The sequence below is a fragment of the Eubacterium sp. MSJ-33 genome, assembly GCF_022174665.1.
In the GTDB taxonomy this organism is placed as follows: domain Bacteria; phylum Bacillota; class Clostridia; order Lachnospirales; family Lachnospiraceae; genus Coprococcus_C.
Genome location: NZ_CP076562.1, coordinates 2,800,533 through 2,820,533, shown reverse-complemented (window position 1 = coordinate 2,820,533; position 20,001 = coordinate 2,800,533). Strand labels below are relative to the sequence as shown.

The window sequence follows — 20,001 nt, the reverse complement described above, 5'->3', positions numbered from 1 at the left end:
GATTCTCCTTCTCAAAATTCCCGCACCATACGATTTAGTGCTGTTTCAAATTCCTCTTTTACTTGTTCCTTATTCTCTGCGCCATCATAAACACTGTAATAGAAATGCATCATTGCATAAAACCGGATTGCTCTCTCTGCGGAATCTGCAATTCCCATGCTGTCAAACAAATCTTTCACATAAGAAGCCGGTCCCGCTGCCAGATACTGCTGATATAATTTCTGCATCTCTTCACTGCGGAACTGCTCGATTGTCAGCATCTTCCGAAATGATGATGCGAAATCATCCTCTGTCCAGTATTCAAACATGGACATACTATATTTCACGAAATCATCCAGAGACACAGTCTCATACTGTTCAGGCATCTCTTCTCTCTCATCCTCCGGCATGTCATACTCCGATGCCTGATCACGATCCTGCTGTTCCATCCGCTTTACAATACAGTCAAAAATATCTCTTTTGCTCTTATAATGGCGGTATAATGCACCTTTCGTCATCGCAAGTTCTCCTGCGATCTGGCTGACCGAGACAGCCTCATAACCATCTCTGGCAAACAGATGCAATGCCACAATTAATATTTCTTCTTTTCTATTATTCATCCCTATATCCTCCACGCAAAACAAACGACCGTTTACATTTTTATTTTAGTAAACGGTCGTTTATTTGTCAAGTATTTAATTCAAATTACTTTTTCTCCATCACACAGATTTTATTTGATATATTCCGTGCAACCGGAATCTTCCCGATCACCTTGTAAATCGGCATCAATACTTTCATCCCCTCAACGAGACTTACATCACGCTTATTCTTAAAATGAGGAATTACCTGTTCCAATGCCGCACCATTTTTCACGCCCCATGCAAACTTCGCCTCACTCTTCTCGATGGATTTTTCCTTGATATGTTTTACTACAAACGGTGACATCGTCTCTACAAGCACGACTGCTTTCGGGAACCGCTTGTCCAGAATATCAAATATCTGCTTGACATCCGCCTCGGACAGATACATCGTCAAGCCCTCAATGATCACCAGCACCGGCTCGCCATGATACTCGATGTCTTCCATATAGCTTGCGTCCATAGCAGATTTTGCAATCTGGAAGATCGGCCCCTGCTCCTCGAAGAAACGACTCCGAACTTCCATCGTCTCCGGCAAATCAATGTTATACCAGCGGTCGTATGTTCCTTCCATCCGATAACAGCGTGTATCCATACCGCATGCGATATTCAGGACAACCGCGTGTGGATAATGAGACAGAAAATCTCCGACCAGCTTATCAAGCACGATCGTCCGCGCGATTACGCCCAAGCTCATCGCCTTGTCGCTTTCCGCCTTGGAGAAATCATAATCCAGACGGGATACGACCTCGATTGCCCGCTCGTCGTAGATATGATGGTTCGGCTTCTTTGACTCCTGCGCTCTCGCATATAATGTCTGCAGCATTGTCTCCGGAACTCCCTGTACCTGTACTTTTGTTTTTTCGTTCATGTGATTGCCTCGCTTCCTTTTATTAGTCTTGCTTCTACCTGATTCTGGTAAACTTTTATTGTTTTTCGACATAACAGTTGTTACTATTTGTTATGTTATAAAAAATGAGCTCCACAGCGGTCAGCCGTGAAGCTCATTTAAGTCCTGTATTAATTTTTCAGTTCCACCGGCGGCATAAATGCCGATCTTCTCGGTCAAATATAAACTATATTCCATATCATAATTTCCCTTCAATATCTCCAGACATCCATCCAATCGAATCTTCGCCAGTATCGAAATGAGTGCCGGATCTGGCGTTTCCAGCATCCTGCTCTTATAGAACAGCTCGATTGCCTGCTCCATCATCGACTCGATCACCGAGCGATACTGCTCATAGCAGCTTCCCTGCACCTTCTCCATCACAAGAATCGCTTCGCGCCGATGTTCGAGCACAAACCGCATCATCTGCACATCCAACTGTGCCCCATTCTCCGGTTCCTGTAATTCCTGCTGCATCAAAGTCTTCTGCAGCAGCTCATACTGTTTCATCAGCGGCTCTAAGATTGCCCGAAGCAATGCTTCCTTATTCTCAAAATGAAAATACATCGCTCCTGTCGTGACGCCCGCACGTCGGCATATCGTCCGAAGGCTCGCTTTCGCGTAACCATTCTCATAGAATTCCTCCAGTGCCGTCTGCTTGATCTTTTCGATTGTCTGTTGTTTTTCATCTACCATAACACTTGTTATGTTAGTCTCTTCTAACTCACTTGTCAAGTCTGTTTTTTGGTTTTCACCGTCTTTTTTCCAATGTTAATTTTCATTGCTTGCATCCGCCATAAACGCTTCGTATAATGATGCTATGCTTACCACATAGGAAAGGACGTAAAACTATGATCAACGAGAATATCAAACATTTCCGAAAAGAAAAAGGGCTCAATCAGGAAGAGCTGGCTGTGAAGCTACATGTTGTCCGCCAGACTGTGTCCAAATGGGAAAACGGTTTATCCGTTCCGGATGCCGATGTGCTGATTCGTCTCGCAAATGTGCTTGACGTATCGGTCAGCCAGCTGCTCGGTATAGAAACAGAACCAAACAATCATCAGGCACTTGCCGATCAATTAGCCGACCTGAATGAACAACTGGCTCTGAAAAATCAGCAGGAAAGAAAGTGTCTTCAAGCAGGCAGAAAAAGAGGTACTATTTTATTTCTTACATTCTTAACCATGCTGGTTGCATTGATTGTAAAAAACGAACTGGTGTCTCTCCTGTTAACCGGTATGTGCATGATCAGCGCAGCCATCATTTTGTATCGTAATCTTGCTCTATTGACAAATGAAACTACAGATGATCTGCGTATTGGCACCCTTCGCGTGACCACACTTATCAATATTGGATTTTTGATAATCGGGATTCTTGTTGCCTGTCTGACAGCACTTGATGTTATAACGTTTTCTGAAAATGGCGAGAAAATATTTGCAATGTCTTTTATAAGCTGTATCATGCTTGCATCCGGTATTCTATGTCCAAGAATTCCATACAACCGGTACACAGGGTTGCGACTGCCATGGACCATACGGGACGAAGAGACATGGAAAATTGCACATAACATTTTGGGGCATATCTCACTTCCCATTGTCCTGCTGTATGTCGCCTGCACGTTGACAGTTTCGGATTTTGGGCTTGTGACATCTGGTGCTATGATACTCTGGATCGGGATTCCGGGTGGTATTTCCGGCGTATACTATCTCAGGAAATACCACGGTCATCTTGGATAAATCAATCCGGATATTTGACCAGATCATATAATTTTCCATATTTTCCTAAATCACGTATGCCATCAAGCTGCATGCCAAGGTGCATGTATTTGTCGCATTTCGACTTCGCATCTGTCTCCAGAAGCACCGGAACTTGCAGCCGGTTGCCTTCTGCGTAGGCAAGCTCCATCACCTTCCGCATGTAACCCTGTCCCTGATATTGTTCCGGCACACAGACCATGCCGACGAATATATAGGGTTTCTTTTCCTTTTTCATCCGATCCTGCAGCGACGTTCCTCCCTTGGAAACTGCCTGTCCCATCCGGATTAATTCTTTCATGCTCATCGAGCGAAACAGTGCTTTTACAAGCTGCATGCCTGCTCTAAGCTTCAATTTCTGTCCCGGCACCTTGTAAGCAATATAACCCTCGCCCCGCTCGCTTGTCGCATAGAGCATACCGCCTTCAAATGCCATCCTCACATACCCAGAAATATACGTTGCGACCGCATCCTTGCTGCGGTAAAATGCGCCCATTCCGACTTCCTCTCCATAATCATAATATCCAAACGCGTGCCCGATCTGCTCTGCCACCTGCGTATCTAACATTGTTACCTTCATGGTTTCTCTCCCCTTCTATTCTACTTCATAGACTACTTTTATTTGTGCCCGTCTGGTGGTTGTAATTTTGTTGTATTATAGGTTTGTTTTATGAGTTAGTTTTATCTAACTTATTTTATCACAGCATTGTAGAAAAGGGAATACTTATTGCGCAAAAAGGAGCCCGCATCCTATGATGAAGACTCCTCTTATGGTTTACTTATTTATTTTTTTCTGCTCTACTTACATCAGCTTACGGAACATCTCCTCAAACTGCTCTAAACTTGCCGGTCTAGGGTTGCCCGGTGCACATGCATCCGCTGCAGCAGATTCACACAGGAACGGAAGATCTTCTTCCTTCAGCTTCTCCAGTTTTGTCGGAATTCCAACATCGATAGACAACTGCTGAACCGCATCGATTGCAGCCTGTCTGTAGGTTGCCTGATCCATGCCTGTCGTATCAATTCCAAATGCTTCTGCTATGGATTTGTACTTTTCTCCTGTATATTCTTTGTTGAACTCCATTACGATTGGAAGCATCATCGCACAGGCTACACCATGTGGTGTGTCATATACCGCACCAAGTGTATGTGCCATGGAATGTGCGATTCCAAGTCCTACATTCGAATATGCCATCGCTGTTACATACTGTGCAAGCGCCATGCCCTCACGTCCGTCTGGATCGTTCTCTACGGCTTTTCTCAGGTTCGCTGCAATCAGTTTGATTGCCTCTAAATCCAGACAATCTGACAACTCCCATGCACCTGCGGTTGTATAACCTTCAATCGCATGTGTAAGTGCATCCATTCCGGTTGATGCAGTCAGCCCCTTCGGCATCGATGCCATCATATCCGGGTCAACCACTGCCACATCCGGGATATCGTTTGGATCGACACATACAAACTTACGCTTCTTCTCCACATCCGTAATTACGTAATTGATCGTTGACTCTGCACCCGTACCACCGGTTGTAGGTACCGCAATCGTAAATACCGTCCGCTTCTTCGTCGGTGCAACGCCCTCCAGAGAACGAACATCCGCGAATTCCGGATTGTTGATAATAATACCGATTGCTTTTCCTGTATCCATGGATGAACCACCGCCAATGGTGATCATAAAATCAGCTTCCGAAGCCTTATACGCATCGACACCATGCAATACATTCTCAATCGTCGGGTTCGGCTTGATATCAGAATATAACTCATATTCTATGCCATTTTCCTTCAGCAGATCGGTCACCTTCGCCGTCACGCCAAACTTCACCAGATCCGGATCAGACGCTACAAACGCCTTCTTAAATCCCTTTGACTTCACAATACCCGGAATCTCATTAATCGCGCCGTGTCCATGATAAGAAATTCCATTCAATACAAAACGATTCACTGCCATAATTCATTCTCCTTTCAATCACACAATTCCTGCTCGTATACAAAATTCATATATTATGTGAAATTTGTACAACAAATTGCTTAATTACATGAATAATTGTAACATATTTAACAAATTATAGCAAACCTAAGAATATTGGATATCCCACAGGAAACCCTACAAAATCCTATATATATTCGAGTATTAACAAGCAGATATACATGTGTTTCCCTTTCTAAAGGTTATGAGTGGATCGCTATGTATGGCAACCCACCTTTTTTAAGAATCTTCGAGAAAATATAAGTGGAATGTGGGAATTGCGCATGGTACAATGGGAAATGAAAAATTTGAAGTTGACGGAGGAAAATGCATGAGTGATTTATATGTTTCAGATTTAGATGGGACATTATTGAGAAGTAACGAAGTAACCTCTAACTACACAAATCAAGTAATCAATTCATTGGTTGAAGAAGGGATGATTTTTTCCTATGCTACAGCTCGTTCTTTAGTTACAGCTAAAAAAGTGACCAAAGGAATAAATGCAAAAATTCCGTTAATTGTATACAATGGAGCCTTTGTGATTGATAATATTACAGAAAAAATATTAATTGCTAATTATTTTGATGATTCAGTACATTCAGTGCTAGAAGATTTGTTTAGCAATAACGTGTATCCCATTGTTTACGCATACATTAATGGGGTGGAAAAATATTCGTTTGTGCGAAAAATGTGTACAGAGGGTATGAATATGTTTCTCGAAAGTCGTAAAGGCGATGTTTGAACAAATGAGGTGAATTCATTGCCTGAGTTGAAAGAGGGTAATATTTTTTATATTACCTGTATTGATTCGCCGAAAAAACTTATGCCTTTGTATGATAAATATAAGAATAAATATCATTGTGTATATCAGACGGATATTTATACAAATGAACAGTGGTTAGAAATTATGCCGTTAGAGGCTTCAAAATCAAATGCTATAAGGCAATTACAAAGCATGTTGAATTGTGAAAAGCTAATTGTGTTTGGTGATGGAAAAAATGATATAGACATGTTTCAAATGGCTGATAAAAGTTATGCTGTTGCAAATGCACACAATGATTTAAAGCAATATGCCACAGAGGTGATTTTGTCGAATGACAAAGATGGTGTTGCTAGATGGCTTGAAGCAAACTATAAGCAATAGAAGCGGGTAAAAATTTCAGTTTAGCAGAGAGATTGATAACATATGATTATTGGGAATTTCACGAAATGTAAAAGACTTTTGACACGCTGAAAATCTTGATGTCAAAGCTCTTTGATAGCGAAAATATAACTTTTTGATTAGTATGAGTATGCTAGGAGGTGAAGAAATGGAACTCGGAAAACAAATTAAAAAACATCGTCAGGAAGTACAATTATCTCAAGAGGAGTTAGCCGAACGAGTTTATGTTTCCAGGCAAACAATATCAAATTGGGAAAATGATAAAAGCTATCCAGATGTGAACAGTTTGGTATTACTGAGTGAAACCTTTCAAATTTCTCTTGACAATTTAATCAAAGGAGATATTGAAGTTATGAAAGATGTAATTCAAAAAGAAGAAATTGAAAAAATGAACCGCTATGGGAAAATCTACACTATAATGTTGATCGCCACTGCTGTTTCAGCGGTTCCGTTATTCATGTTACTTGGTGTTTGGGCACTCATTCCTTGGGGTATTATCTGGGGAATCTCAATGTATTTCGCTATTATGCTTGAAAAAATAAAAAAAGACAATGATGTTCAAACGTATAAAGAAATTGTTGCATTTTCTGAGGGGCAACTATTGGATGATATACAAAAACAGAGAGAAATAGGTAAACGTCCATATCAGAAGATTCTTTTAGTTATAGGTAGTGGACTGATAACATTTACTGTTTGTGTATTAATCGGGCTTCTGATGCATGTCTTTTTGAACTAATAGTGTTTGACTGCTTGTTTTCAGTTTGAGCCTTTGTATATCACACTCCCACGAGCAGGTTTTATCCACCCGTGGGAGTACTTTTTTAGCTTAGTGATTTATCTTACAGCAGCCATGATACAAAACATCCTATGGCATCTTTATTACCTGACCCAACATCTCAATATCTGTTTATTATCTGCTTGATTTCCTCCAGGGAATCCGCAAAATAGATACCCTGCTGCCGCTCTGGTGTCGAGAGTCCCATCTCGATCATATGCGCAAGCAGTGCTTTCAAGCTGTCATAATATCCATTCAGATTATACAAGATGCATGGCGCGTCCAACTGCTTCAGCGACACCTTCGACATCACTTCCGAAATCTCTTCAAGCGTTCCTGTGCCGCCCGGAAATGCGATAAATGCATCCCCCAGTTCGATCATCTTCGTTTTCCGCTCCGTCATATCCTTTGTGACTATAAGTTCCGTCAAGTTGTCATATTGCAGTTCCGCATCCATGAAAAATTTCGGTTCCACGCCTGTCACCGTGCCGCCAGCCTGTAGGACGCTCTCTGCAATTTCCCCCATCAATCCGGATTTTGATCCGCCATATACCAGCGCATTTCCGCTCGCACCAATCCACGTTCCAAGCTCCCGCACTGCCTGCTTCAGGCTCGCATCCTTTCCTTCAAAGGCTCCTAAATATACTGTGATGTTCATGTTTTTCCTCGCTTTTGTGTTAGATTCTGAATTATTTTCTTTTTACCGGAATCCAGATAGCACTGTGGTAATCAGCATCTGTGTTTTCTCCATTTACACAGTCATACCATTCCACATTCGCATTTCCGCTTATCTCATAATCAGCGTTACCCGGTAACCATTCCTTAAATATTCTGGTATTTAGTGATTGAAGTGCCTCCGGGATTGCTCCTACGCAGTCAAACACCGCCCATTCCCCCTGTTCAAACTCATATAGCATCATTCCTTCCGGAACTTCTCCACCGGCATATTTACCTGCAACCAGATATGTAAATTTTCCCTTATCAGCTGCTTTTCCGTCATCAATACAAATGCCATATTCTCCTATACAATTTTCCACGAATGCTTTTTCATATGGATTTGCAGGTGGATTACCTGCATATACATTAGCCGCATATTTTTCACAGATTTCATCCCAATATTTCGGAATTTCCTCATATGCCGTATCAAAGGAAAACTCTTTCGCAAAGCCTATCACCTTAAATCCAAACATTTTTGTAATCTTGTAGTCCATTTTATCTCCTCCTTGAACTGTAATTTTTACACTCAACGGAAGAAAGGTTCTTATATCGCCGCCCTGTTTTACCTGCACAGGGGAAATCCCATGAAATCTGGTAAACGCTTTCGTAAAGCTGTCCGGTGTGTCATATCCATAATCAAATGCCACGTCTATTACTTTCCTATTCGCCTTTTTCAGCTCAAGCGCCGCCATGTATAGCTTACGATTACGAATATACTCTGATATAGAATATCCGGTCATAATCAAAAAACCTCTTTGAAAATGCAGAGGGGATACATACACTTGCTCTGCCACATCCTGCGCACTGATGTTATCATTCAAATGTTCCTCTATATAATCAATAGATTTTCTGATTGCAGTCAGCCATTCCATGCATTCACTTCCTTTCTTCTGTATGGTTAAATGATACGCCTCTTAAAGGAATATTTCTTGCCATTTAGAATTCAATTTTGTCCGTCTGCTAAAACTAAATTTCTCACATCTTTATAAGTAACAGAAAATTAAAGTTCTCGCTCTCTATTTTATCACGCATACATATAAAATTACATTCATATTTTATGTATTATAGGCGGATTGCACATAACTTGTAATTTGCACATAAATCACCATAATTCCATCCAGTTCCAACAGCTATTTCCATAAATTCTTATATGTTGTTACCAGATTCCCATTTGTTATCAGATTTTTAACCTGGGCTTTTTCAACCACATTTTCGTCCGAAAACCCACCACATGGGCGTAGCATCCAGATTTCTCCTCCTTACGCCCATATCTGGCTCATGAATTCATTTTCAACATGCAAAAATGGACGCAATCCTCTTCATTTAGTAGATTACGCCCATCTTGTGGGTTTTTACGATTCAATTTCAGGATTCACACCCAAATCAATAATTTCTTCCAAATGTATCAACCATCCCGGAAACTATCAATATTTCTCCAAATGTATCAGCCATCCCGGAAACTATCAATATTTCTCCAAATGTATCAGCCATCCCGGAGACTATCAATATTTTCTTCCAAATACATCAACAATCCCTTCTACGAAATCGCATCCTTCATGCTCTTTACATACTCAAACACCGGCTGTGCGGCTTCGCGTCCATATTTCGCGATGATCTTCACGATCGCACTTCCAACGATTACGCCGTCCGCGGATGCCGCCATCTTCTTTGCCTGCTCCGGCGTTGAGATTCCGAATCCAATTGCACAAGGAATGTCCCTCGCTTTCTTCACAAGCGCTACCATCTCGCCGACATTGGTTGTAATCTCGGTCCTTGTTCCGGTTACACCGAGGGAAGAAACACAGTAGACGAATCCATTTGCTTCCTTCGCAATCATGCTGATCCTCTCGTGTGAAGTCGGTGCGATCAAGGATACGAGATCTAATCCGTACTGCTTGCAGATCGGGTCAAACTCTTCTTTTTCCTCATATGGGATATCCGGCAGGATCAGTCCATCGATGCCGATTTCCTTACAAGTTGAGATAAATCGCTCTGAACCATAAGAGAATACAACATTCGCGTAAGTCATAAATACCATCGGAATCGTGACCTTCTGGCGCAGCTTACGAACCAGATCAAACACCTTGTCTGTCGTCACCTTATCCACGCCGGCCAACGCACGGATATTTGCCTCCTGAATAACCGAGCCTTCTGCCGTCGGGTCTGAAAATGGGATTCCAAGCTCAATCAGGTCTGCTCCTGCGTCAACCATTGCATAAACGATTTTCTCTGTTGTTTCTAAGTCCGGGTATCCACATGTGATAAACGGAATAAACGCTTTTCCATGTTCAAATGCTTTTGCTATATTACTCATGAAGATCCTCCCCTCTGTAACGGGCGATCGCTGCTACATCCTTATCGCCGCGTCCGGAAATATTGATAACCATAATCTGATCCTTGTCCATCTGTGGTGCCAGCTTCATTGCGTAAGCAACCGCATGTGCACTCTCAATGGCTGGGATAATTCCCTCGATTTTCGAAAGATATTCAAATGCATCAACCGCCTCATCGTCCGTGATTGCCACATATTCCGCTCTACCAATGTCATGCAGGTATGCATGCTCCGGTCCGATACCCGGATAGTCAAGACCTGCGGAAATCGAATAAACTGGGGCAATCTGTCCGTATTCATCCTGACAAAAATAAGATTTCATGCCGTGGAAGATTCCAAGACGTCCGGTATTTAAGGTTGCTGCTGTCTCGAATGTATCTATGCCTCGTCCGGCTGCCTCACAACCGATCAGACGCACGCTCTTATCCTCAATAAAATGGTAAAATGCACCAATCGCGTTGGAACCACCTCCGACACAGGCAAGCACGGCATCCGGAAGTCTGCCCTCCTTCTCCATGATCTGCTGCTTGATCTCACGGCTGATTACTGACTGGAAATCACGCACGATCGTTGGAAATGGATATGGTCCCATAACCGAACCAAGCACATAATGCGTATCGTCAATCCGGCTAGTCCACTCACGGAACGTCTCCGAAACTGCATCTTTCAGAGTACCGGTTCCGCTTTCCACCGCATGTACCTTTGCGCCAAGCAGACGCATCCGGTATACATTCAATGCCTGACGGATCGTGTCTTCCTTACCCATGAAGATTTCACACTCCATGCCCATCATGGCTGCAACCGTTGCCGTTGCAACACCATGCTGACCGGCACCGGTCTCTGCAATCACACGTGTCTTACCCATGCGCTTTGCCAGAAGCATCTGCCCGAGTACATTGTTGATCTTGTGGGAACCGGTGTGGTTTAAGTCCTCACGTTTCAGGTAGATCTTAGCTCCACCCAAGTCCTTACTCATACGCTCCGCATAATAAAGTCTGCTCGGTCTGCCTGCGTACTCATTGTACAGCTCGGTCAGCTCCCGGTTGAATTCCGGATCATCCTTGTATTTATTATAGGTTGCTTCCAATTCATTGACGGCGTTCATGATTGTTTCCGGTACATACTGACCGCCATGAATTCCAAATCTTCCTTTCGACATCTCTTGTCCTCCTTGTATATCACTATCTCATCTAACACGTTCTTACTATGTTCACGACTTCCACCATCTTGTCGAAGTCCTTGCTTCCTTCTGTCTCGATTCCGGAGCTTACATCCAGTCCGTAGCTTCCAAGTGCTGCTGCCTCCCGCAGGTTCCCCGCGTGAAGCCCGCCTGCTAAGAAATACGGTTTTCCGAATAACTCTCCTTCTACGGTATCTCCGGCTGCTACCTTGGCCTCCCGCAGCAGTTCCCAGTCAAACGCCTCTCCGGTTCCGCCAAGTACACCCTTCCGGTAGGTATCTAACAGCAGGTAATCAACCGGAAGTGACGCCGCCTGTCGTATCTGTTCGACTGTCTGCACCTTGACCGCCTTTATAACCGGCACATCACATATCTTACGCAGACGTCTGATATAATCCGCATCTTCCTCACCATGCAACTGGATCATGTCGATACATCCATCCTGCACGAGCGATGCGATCACGGGAATATCTTCATTCACAAACACACCGACTGCCGAAATCTCTGCATCCAATGCTTCCCGGAATTGCTTTGCCTGCGCGGGACTGATCTTCCGTCTCGTATTCGCAAATATGAATCCGACCAAATCCGGTTTGACCCGATTTGCATATTCGATATCGCGCGGCTTCATCATGCCGCATAATTTTATCTTCTGCATTTTACTTTCCTTCCAGCCTGTTCATCTTTATCCTGCTTTACACACCAATTCGATTCCATGACATGTGCCTACATTCCCCGCAGTTCATCTAATGCCTGCTTCTTGTTCTCACTGCGCATCAGTGTCTCGCCGATCAGCACCGCATCGGTACCATTTTCCAGAAGCTTCGCAATATCCTCTGCCGTCTTGATTCCGCTCTCGGAGACAAATGCGACTTCCTTCGGCACCATCTTCCGATACCTGGCGGAATTGTTGATATCCACCGTAAATGTCTTCAGATCCCGGTTGTTCACACCGATGATGGATGCCCCTGCGCGAAGTGCCATCTCCACTTCCCGCTCATCATGTGCCTCAACTAACGCAGACATACCAAGTTCCGTTGCAATCGCCTGATACTCTTCTAACTCCGACTGGGAAAGAAGAGAACAGATCAGCAGGATTGCCGATGCGCCAAGCGTCCGTGCCTGATAAATCATATACGGATCAACCGTAAAATCTTTTCGCAACACCGGAATCTTCACATGCTGGGTGATTTCCTTTAAGTACAAGTCCTTTCCCTGAAAATAATACGGTTCCGTCAGGCACGAGATTGCGGATGCGCCCGCCATCTCATATTCCTTTGCAATCTCCAGATACGGAAATTCCTCTGCGATCACACCCTTCGACGGAGACGCCTTCTTCACCTCACAGATAAAAGAGATTCCCGGACTCTTCAGAGCCTGGTAGAATGGAAATAACTTCGGACAGTTTTCCTTCGATAATTCCGCAGCCAGCCGCTCTGCTTCATTCCGCATATCCACAAACGGTATGTTCTTCTTGTCTTCTTCCACACGTGCCCGTGTCTTTTCTGCAATCTCATCTAATATCATACTCAAACTCCCTTATGCCGCATTTGTTTCGGCGATAAACTGTTCCATAGTTGCAAGTGCCTTGCCACTTGTGATCATCTCACGTGCCTCTTTGATACCTTCCTCCATACTCACATTTTTCGCAACATGGATGGCTGCACCCGCGTTGATCAACACGGCATCAAGCTTTGCACCCGTTACCTTTCCTTCGAGGATTTCCTTCACCAGTGCTGCATTTTCTTCCGGTGTACCTCCAACCAAGTCTTCCTTCCTGCATCGTGTGAATCCGAACTGTTCCGGCGTGATCGTGTACTTCGTGACTTTACCATCGGCAAGCTCGCAAACCTCAGTATCCGCACTCATGGAAATCTCATCTAAGCAATCTTTGCCATAGACAACCATTGCATGTTTTAAACCAAGCTCCTTCAGCGCATTCGCAACCGTATCAAGCAGCTGCTCGCTGTACACACCGAGCAGCTGGTATGTATTATAAGCAGGATTTGTCAGAGGGCCCAGGATATTAAACACGGTCGGAACACCGATTGCCTTTCTTACCGGTCCGACATAGCGCATCGCCGGATGATATTTCTGTGCGAACAGGAAGCACAGGTTTGTATCCTTCAGCACCTTCGCATTCTTCTCCGGCTCAAGCATCAGATTGACCCCGAGTGTCTCAAGACAATCGGCGGTTCCGCATTTGCTCGAAGCGGCTCGGTTTCCGTGCTTGGCAACTGCCACACCTGCCGCTGCAGTTACGATTGCTGCAGTAGTCGAAATATTAAATGTATTCGAACGGTCTCCACCGGTTCCGACGATATCGATCACATCCATATCGCCACGGTCAAGCTTCGTTGCGAAGCTGCGCATACCTTCGGCACAGGCGGAAATTTCCTCGGCTGTCTCCCCCTTCATATGCAGAGCTACCAGAAATGCTGCGACCTGTGACTGTTCTGCCTCACCGCTCATGATCTCCTTCATAACCTGAAGGGCTTCCTCTCTTGTCAGATTCTCTTTATTCATTGCTTTGCTGATCGCTTCTTTTATCATCGCTTTGTCCTCCTTAATTCTATACTCTCAGTAATGATTTACCAATTGCTCGATTCAGCACGCAGCGGTACTAAATTCGTGCTCCGCACTCATTAAGTGCCGGCGTGCTTCAACGGTCTGCTGTAGAATCATTAATCATAGCCTTGGCATAATGTAATTCCTTCTAACTTACCTTCAAAAACCGCTCCATAATTTTTCTTCCATCCGGTGTAAGTATTGACTCCGGGTGGAACTGTACGCCATATACCGGGTATTCCCGGTGCTCCACTGCCATGATCTCGCCATCCTCCGTACGCGCGATTACCTTCAGCTCCGCTGGAAGCTTGTTTTCCTCTGCGGCGAGGGAATGATATCTGGCCGCCTGTAATTTGGGCTCCATCCCCTTGAAGATGGCACTGTCGGTGTCGAGATCAACGATAGACATCTTTCCGTGCATCAACTTCTTCGCATATCCGATTTCGCCGCCGAATGTCTCGCAGATTGCCTGATGTCCGAGACACACCCCGAAGATTGGAATCTTCCCTTTGAAGTAATCAATGACTTCCTCACAGATTCCGGCATCCTTTGGTCTGCCCGGTCCCGGTGATACGATGATGTGATCCGGTGCCAGTGCTTCGATCTCCGCGATCGTCATCTCATCATTTCTTATAACCCTAATGTCCGGCCGGATCATCCCGATAAGCTGATATAAGTTGTAAGAAAAACTATCGTAATTATCAATCAGTAATATCATGCTGCCATCTCCTTTCTTAGTCTGTCATTTCCTGTGAGATCTCGATTGCTTTCATCACAGCCTTTGCCTTGTTAATACATTCCTGATATTCGTTCTCCGGTACACTGTCTGCCACGATTCCGGCTCCGCTTCGTACAAATACCTTTCCGTTTTTCTTATATGCAATCCGAATCGCAATACAGGTATCTAAGTTTCCGGTAAAATCAATATAACCGATTGCTCCACCGTAGATGCCACGTTTGTTGTTCTCAAGTTCATTGATAATCTCACAGGCACGAATCTTCGGTGCGCCGGACAAGGTTCCTGCCGGGAGGATCGCATCGACCGCATCTGTCACGGAGCAGTCGTCCCGCAGTTCCCCGCGTACGGTAGAACCGATATGCATCACATGCGAATACCGCTCGATACTCATGTATTTCTCCACTTCCACGCTTCCGAACCTGCTGATCTTGCCGATATCATTTCTTCCGAGATCGACGAGCATGTTATGTTCGGAACGCTCTTTCTCATCTGCTAAAAGTTCCTCTTCATTTCGAAGATCTTCTTCCTTCGTCTTTCCTCTCGGTCTGGTTCCCGCCAATGGGAAGGTATGTAACACGCCATTTTCCAACTTCACCAAGGTCTCCGGAGAAGCACCCGCTACCTCGATGTCGTCGCCGCTGAAATAGAACATATACGGCGATGGGTTAATGGTACGAAGTACCCGGTAAGTATTCAGCAGGCTTCCGGAGAAATCCGCTTCCAGTCGGTTCGATAATACAACCTGGAAGATATCTCCTTCGTAGATGTAATTCTTCGCTTTCTCCACCATGTTGCAGAATGCTTCCTTATCGAACAGCTTCCGGTATTCGGATGTCATCTTTGCCGGCTCTACCTCTGCTTCCTCGCCATGTTTGATCAGCTCAATGATCTCTGATATTTCTTCCACCGCATGGATGTAATTCTCCGTCAGGTTATCCGTCTTCGCATTCGCGATGATGAGCAGCTTCTGCTTCACATTGTCAAATGCGATGACCTTATCAAACAGCATCAGATCTACATCATTAAACCCTTCCTCATCTTCCGCATCCAGATTCAGCTTTGGTTCACTGTATTTGATGTAATCATATGCGAAATACCCAACCAGTCCGCCGGTGAATGTCGGAAATCCTTCGATCTTCGGACTCTTGTAATCTGCCAGGATTTCATTGATACAGGCTTTCGGACGCTGTACCAGTTCCTCGCGGATAACCGTTCCGTTCACATCGGTAACTTTCAGTTTTCCGTTCATGCATGTCACACAAAGCTTTGGCTTATAACCAAGGAATGTATAGCGTCCCCAATTTTCCTGATTCTCCACACTCTCTAACATATAACAATGCTTGCTTGCTTTTTTCAGTATCTTCAGCACCTGCATCGGTGTGCGGATATCGGAATAGATTTCCTTTAACACCGGAACAACCTTGTAATCCTTCTGATACTGCATTGCTTCTTCTAATGTTGGTCTGATCATCTACAAACTCCTTTCTTCGTGACATGGTTCCAATAATTTCATTTATTGACAATAAAAAAGTCCTTGACAAAATATACTTTTGTCAAGGACGGAATTCCCGCGGTGCCACCTTGTTTCATGAGAGTTTCCTCCCATGCTCTTTCAGAATACTATCATATTCCCTGCAACTAACGTATGCGAACGTCATAGAATACTCAGAGCGGATGCTCCTTTGACTATGCCCTCCGTGGTCCATTTGCTACCCTGCGTCCGACCCGGTTCTCAGCTTCCCGGATTCTCTGTACGTGCACGATGTAACGTTATCTCCACATCATTGGTTTCGTGTCACTATTCATTTTTGATAGGCTCATACTACTCTACTTCAGAAAAAATGTCAATAACCTTTTTTCAGTTATTTTTCCTTTGTCAAAACCATGTTAGCTTAATGCACTCAGACGTTCTGCAAGTGCCTGCAATTCTCCGACGATATCACCAACCTCTACAACGATCGAGCTGTTTTCCTCGCTGCTCTCAAGTGTTACGCTCGAATGTGCTGTCACTTCCTCAGTCGCTGCCGAGATTGTCTGGATACTATCCACGATTGCCTCATTCGACTGTGCCAGAGAAGATACCAACCCGGTCAGCTCCTCTGTCAACTGATGGATATCCTGTGTCCGGCTTGCAATCGTCTCGAAGCTGGATGCAGTCTCAGTCGCTGCGATGCTCTGCAATTTATTGTTATCAATCATGTAGCTGACAACATTTACAACCTCTGTCAGTTCCTCTGAAATATTTCCAATCAGTTCAGCGATGTTGACCGTCGCTTCCTGGGTCTGGTCTGCAAGAGCAGAAATCTCAGATGCAACGACTGCAAAGCCCTTACCTGCTTCGCCGACTCTTGCTGCCTCGATACTTGCATTCAAGGAAAGAAGGCTTGTCTGATCGGTGATGTTCCCGATGATATCGACGATTCCCTGCATCTGGCTTGCATACGCTGTCAGCTTGTCAAGCTCCGTTGCCACCTTCTTGCTCGCCTCATCGCTTGTCTCCACCTGAGAGATCAGTTCGTCAATCTTGTTCTTACCCTGTGCAACCTCCTCGCTCGCCTCATCCATGTCGCTCTCGATCGTATCGGATACATGTTCCACACGCTCGATTACCTGCTGGATTTCTTCTGTCTTAAGAAGCTGGGACTGTACCGAATCTGCGGTATCGTTCGTTCCATTTGTTACTTCTTCCATGGATGCCTTTGTCTTTGTAACCGAATCCTCCAGCGTTGTCATCTTCTCAGAAACTGTCAGAATATCTCCGATCATATTCTCAGAGATTTCCAGTATCTGCTCTAACATTGCAGATACAGACTCCTTCTCCTGTGTGATAGCCTTCATCTTCGCTTCATTGTTCGAGATGATAACATTTGTCGCCATCACCATAAACAACGCGAACAGCAATGTAAACCCGATCCGAATCTCAACATTCGGAAGATCCTGAGGCGCTATCATGCCATTTGCTGCCATATAAATCACATGAATCAGGTTAAGGAGGAAGATTCCTCCCGCTGCGCCAAAGCTCAATCGTTTCTGTCCATATACAATGACGAACAAACTAACAAGTGCACCATACACAAACGCAACCGGAGACACGGTTGTAAATATCGTAAAGGTGTAAAATACTGCATATGAATAAATCAAAATCCGTTTCAGATTTTCACTCGCCGGATTCCGCTTATATTCGATCCAGATTGCAGCGAGCGGCAGGATGGAAAGTACTGCGAAGATTGCGAAATACCCGCCTGTCCGGCTGCCCTTGATTACCTCCACAAGATAACATGCCAGCAAAGTAACATTGTAAATCGTATACCCGGTTACCGTGAACCGGTTTGCCCGGCTCGTTCCCTCCAGACTATTCAACGTGTTTTTTACCTCTGCGACCTTTTCCTGCATCTTCTCCTGCATATTATCATGTGCCGCAGTCATTGCTTCTCTTATGTTTTCTTCCATATAGCGCGTTCCTCCTATCGTTTATTTATATCTTATTCTTCCTGCGATTCTATCACATTCGCATATATTCACAAAGCAAAAGCCAATTACTTTGAAAGATTCTTCAACTCTTCAACAAGCTGCATATCTTCCGGTTTCACCTTCATATTCGTACAGAGATTCTTCCCTTCTGCCGTTGTCACACTGATCTCGATAATCGAGCCTTCTCCAATCTGTGTCGAGGCCGCCTTGAAAAATGCCGGAATCTTCGGATGATTCATCGTAAACTGTGATAACAGTCCTTTTGCTTTCATTAAATTCATTGGATTCATGTCTGTCTACTCTCCTTTAGCCCAATCAAATGATGTCCGCACGGCCTTTTCCCAGCCGCGCACACGCACATTCTTCTCTTCTTCTGTAATCTGTGGTTCAAATGTCCGCTCGGTCTGTGCGTTGTTCCGGATCTCATCCATATCCATCCAATAGGAAACAGCCAATCCGGCGAGATATGCCGCTCCGAGTGCTGTCGACTCCACACATACCGGACGTCTGACCGGAACCTGTATGATATCTGCCTGTGTCTGCATCAGATAGTTATTCGCACTTGCACCGCCATCCACATTCAGTGACTGCAGATAAATCCCGGAATCCCGGTTCATCGCCGCAAGCACATCCGCCACCTGATAGGCAATGGAATCAAGCGTTGCACGCACGATATGTTTTTTATTCACACCGCGTGTCAATCCCACGATCGTACCACGCGCATAACTGTCCCAATACGGAGCGCCAAGCCCGGTAAATGCCGGAACAACATAACACCCTGCCGTATCATCCACCTGTGTGGCAAGTTCCTCACTCTGTGCCGCATCCCGGATAAATTCCATCTCGTCTCGCAGCCACTGTATCGCTGCGCCTGCAACGAAGATCGAACCTTCGAGTGCATAATTGATCTTTCCTTCTCTTCCCCAGCCGATCGTCGTAACAAGTCCGTGCTTAGAAAGAATCGGCGTCTCACCGGTATTCATCAGAAGGAAACATCCGGTTCCATATGTATTCTTCGCATCGCCTGCCTGAAAACAATTCTGTCCAAACAGTGCTGCCTGCTGATCGCCTGCGGCACCCGCAATCGGGATTTCCCCGCCTAACAGATTCGTACATGTATATCCATAGATTTCACTGTTCGAGCGCACCTTGGGCAGCATGCATTCCGGAATATCAAGCAGCTTTAAGATATCTGCATCCCACTGAAGTGTATGGATATTGAACATCATCGTACGCGATGCATTAGAATAATCCGTCACATGTACCGCACCTCCGGTCAGCTTCCAAATGAGCCATGTCTCAACGGTTCCAAATAACAATTCCCCGGCTTCTGCCCGTTTTCTTGCCTGTGGCACATGATCTAACACCCATTTTACTTTTGTTGCAGAGAAATACGGATCTACGATCAAACCTGTTTTTTGCCGGATCACATTCTTAATCGGAATCACATTTCCTTCTATATCCGTCATCGTCTGACCAAGCAATTTCTCACAATATTCTGCGGTTCTCCGGCACTGCCAGACGATAGCATTGCAAACCGGTTGTCCGGTATTCTTATCCCAGATAATCGTTGTCTCGCGCTGGTTTGTAATTCCGATTGCAGCGATATCCTCTGCCGTCACATTGATCTTGGACATTGCTTCCACTGCCACTCCAAGCTGTGTCGACCAGATCTCGTTTGCGTCATGCTCTACCCAGCCAGGTCTCGGGAATATCTGCGTAAATTCTTTCTGCGCCATACTCACAATCGTACCGCTCTTATCGAATAAGATACAGCGGTTGCTCGTTGTACCGGCATCAAGCGCCATAATATAACGTTTCTCCTGTCTCT

19 protein-coding genes and 1 pseudogene are annotated in these 20,001 nt (G+C 44.8%); 3 read left to right on the top strand and 17 right to left on the bottom strand.

The features are described 5' to 3' along the window. Positions 1-11 precede the first annotated feature (11 nt). From KP625_RS13075 to KP625_RS13065, 3 genes are all read right to left on the bottom strand, one after another. Positions 12-599, bottom strand: coding sequence for a TetR/AcrR family transcriptional regulator (locus KP625_RS13075; RefSeq protein WP_238298331.1), 588 nt, complete (start codon positions 597-599; stop codon positions 12-14). Between the two features lie 85 nt (positions 600-684). Beyond that, a complete protein-coding gene (locus KP625_RS13070) occupies positions 685-1,488 on the bottom strand; it encodes a class I SAM-dependent methyltransferase (protein ID WP_238298330.1) in 804 nt (267 codons plus the stop codon). Between the two features lie 120 nt (positions 1,489-1,608). Continuing rightward, positions 1,609-2,241 carry a TetR/AcrR family transcriptional regulator gene (locus KP625_RS13065; RefSeq protein WP_238298329.1) on the bottom strand — a complete coding sequence of 211 codons (633 nt, stop codon included), beginning with the start codon at positions 2,239-2,241 and terminating at the stop codon, positions 1,609-1,611. Between the two features lie 116 nt (positions 2,242-2,357). Here KP625_RS13065 and KP625_RS13060 point away from each other — a divergent pair, with 116 nt between their 5' ends. Beyond that, entirely contained in the window at positions 2,358-3,242 is an 885-nt protein-coding gene (locus tag KP625_RS13060; RefSeq protein WP_177970391.1) for an XRE family transcriptional regulator, read from the top strand. Position 3,243: 1 nt separating this feature from the next. On the opposite strand, the gene KP625_RS13055 is transcribed toward KP625_RS13060, so the two are convergent. Next, complete coding sequence (locus tag KP625_RS13055) at positions 3,244-3,840, bottom strand: N-acetyltransferase (protein WP_238298328.1); 597 nt, start codon at positions 3,838-3,840, stop codon at positions 3,244-3,246. Positions 3,841-4,062: 222 nt separating this feature from the next. After that, positions 4,063-5,208, bottom strand: coding sequence for a lactaldehyde reductase (gene fucO, locus KP625_RS13050; RefSeq protein ID WP_117781615.1), 1,146 nt, complete (start codon positions 5,206-5,208; stop codon positions 4,063-4,065). A gap of 310 nt (positions 5,209-5,518) precedes the next feature. On the opposite strand from fucO, the pseudogene KP625_RS13045 reads away from it, so the two are divergent. Further along, positions 5,519-6,370 (top strand): annotated as a pseudogene (locus KP625_RS13045) (HAD family hydrolase). Positions 6,371-6,536: 166 nt separating this feature from the next. Next, entirely contained in the window at positions 6,537-7,124 is a 588-nt protein-coding gene (locus KP625_RS13040) for a helix-turn-helix domain-containing protein (RefSeq protein ID WP_238298327.1), read from the top strand. Positions 7,125-7,284: 160 nt separating this feature from the next. On the opposite strand, the gene KP625_RS13035 is transcribed toward KP625_RS13040, so the two are convergent. The 12 genes from KP625_RS13035 to glpK form a co-directional block, all read right to left on the bottom strand. Then, the gene (locus KP625_RS13035; RefSeq protein WP_021986351.1) at positions 7,285-7,821 is read right to left on the bottom strand and encodes a TIGR00730 family Rossman fold protein; all 537 of its coding nucleotides are present in this window, start codon (positions 7,819-7,821) and stop codon (positions 7,285-7,287) included. A 31-nt stretch (positions 7,822-7,852) separates the two neighbouring features. Beyond that, a complete protein-coding gene (locus tag KP625_RS13030) occupies positions 7,853-8,752 on the bottom strand; it encodes an AraC family transcriptional regulator (protein WP_118671563.1) in 900 nt (299 codons plus the stop codon). A 665-nt stretch (positions 8,753-9,417) separates the two neighbouring features. Further along, a complete protein-coding gene (gene trpA, locus KP625_RS13025) occupies positions 9,418-10,194 on the bottom strand; it encodes a tryptophan synthase subunit alpha (RefSeq protein ID WP_238298326.1) in 777 nt (258 codons plus the stop codon). Then, a complete protein-coding gene (trpB, locus tag KP625_RS13020) occupies positions 10,187-11,371 on the bottom strand; it encodes a tryptophan synthase subunit beta (protein ID WP_021986356.1) in 1,185 nt (394 codons plus the stop codon). The genes trpA and trpB overlap by 8 nt, the downstream gene beginning before the upstream one ends. A 31-nt stretch (positions 11,372-11,402) precedes the next feature. Further along, positions 11,403-12,050 (bottom strand): phosphoribosylanthranilate isomerase, encoded by a 648-nt coding sequence (locus tag KP625_RS13015; protein WP_238298325.1) that lies wholly within the window; start codon positions 12,048-12,050, stop codon positions 11,403-11,405. A gap of 68 nt (positions 12,051-12,118) precedes the next feature. Then, entirely contained in the window at positions 12,119-12,919 is an 801-nt protein-coding gene (trpC, locus tag KP625_RS13010; RefSeq protein ID WP_238298324.1) for an indole-3-glycerol phosphate synthase TrpC, read from the bottom strand. A 12-nt stretch (positions 12,920-12,931) separates the two neighbouring features. Beyond that, positions 12,932-13,945, bottom strand: coding sequence for an anthranilate phosphoribosyltransferase (trpD, locus tag KP625_RS13005; RefSeq protein WP_238298323.1), 1,014 nt, complete (start codon positions 13,943-13,945; stop codon positions 12,932-12,934). A 163-nt stretch (positions 13,946-14,108) separates the two neighbouring features. Then, a complete protein-coding gene (locus KP625_RS13000) occupies positions 14,109-14,678 on the bottom strand; it encodes an anthranilate synthase component II (protein WP_238298322.1) in 570 nt (189 codons plus the stop codon). Positions 14,679-14,694: 16 nt separating this feature from the next. Further along, the gene (trpE, locus tag KP625_RS12995; protein ID WP_238298321.1) at positions 14,695-16,170 is read right to left on the bottom strand and encodes an anthranilate synthase component I; all 1,476 of its coding nucleotides are present in this window, start codon (positions 16,168-16,170) and stop codon (positions 14,695-14,697) included. A 416-nt stretch (positions 16,171-16,586) separates the two neighbouring features. Beyond that, the gene (locus KP625_RS12990) at positions 16,587-18,149 is read right to left on the bottom strand and encodes a methyl-accepting chemotaxis protein (protein WP_238298320.1); all 1,563 of its coding nucleotides are present in this window, start codon (positions 18,147-18,149) and stop codon (positions 16,587-16,589) included. 86 nt (positions 18,150-18,235) lie between these two features. Further along, positions 18,236-18,460, bottom strand: a complete 225-nt coding sequence (locus tag KP625_RS12985; RefSeq protein ID WP_238298318.1) for a hypothetical protein — start codon at positions 18,458-18,460, stop codon at positions 18,236-18,238. Positions 18,461-18,466: 6 nt separating this feature from the next. Further along, positions 18,467-19,978, bottom strand: coding sequence for a glycerol kinase GlpK (glpK, locus tag KP625_RS12980; protein ID WP_238299948.1), 1,512 nt, complete (start codon positions 19,976-19,978; stop codon positions 18,467-18,469). Between the last annotated feature and the right edge of the window lie 23 nt (positions 19,979-20,001).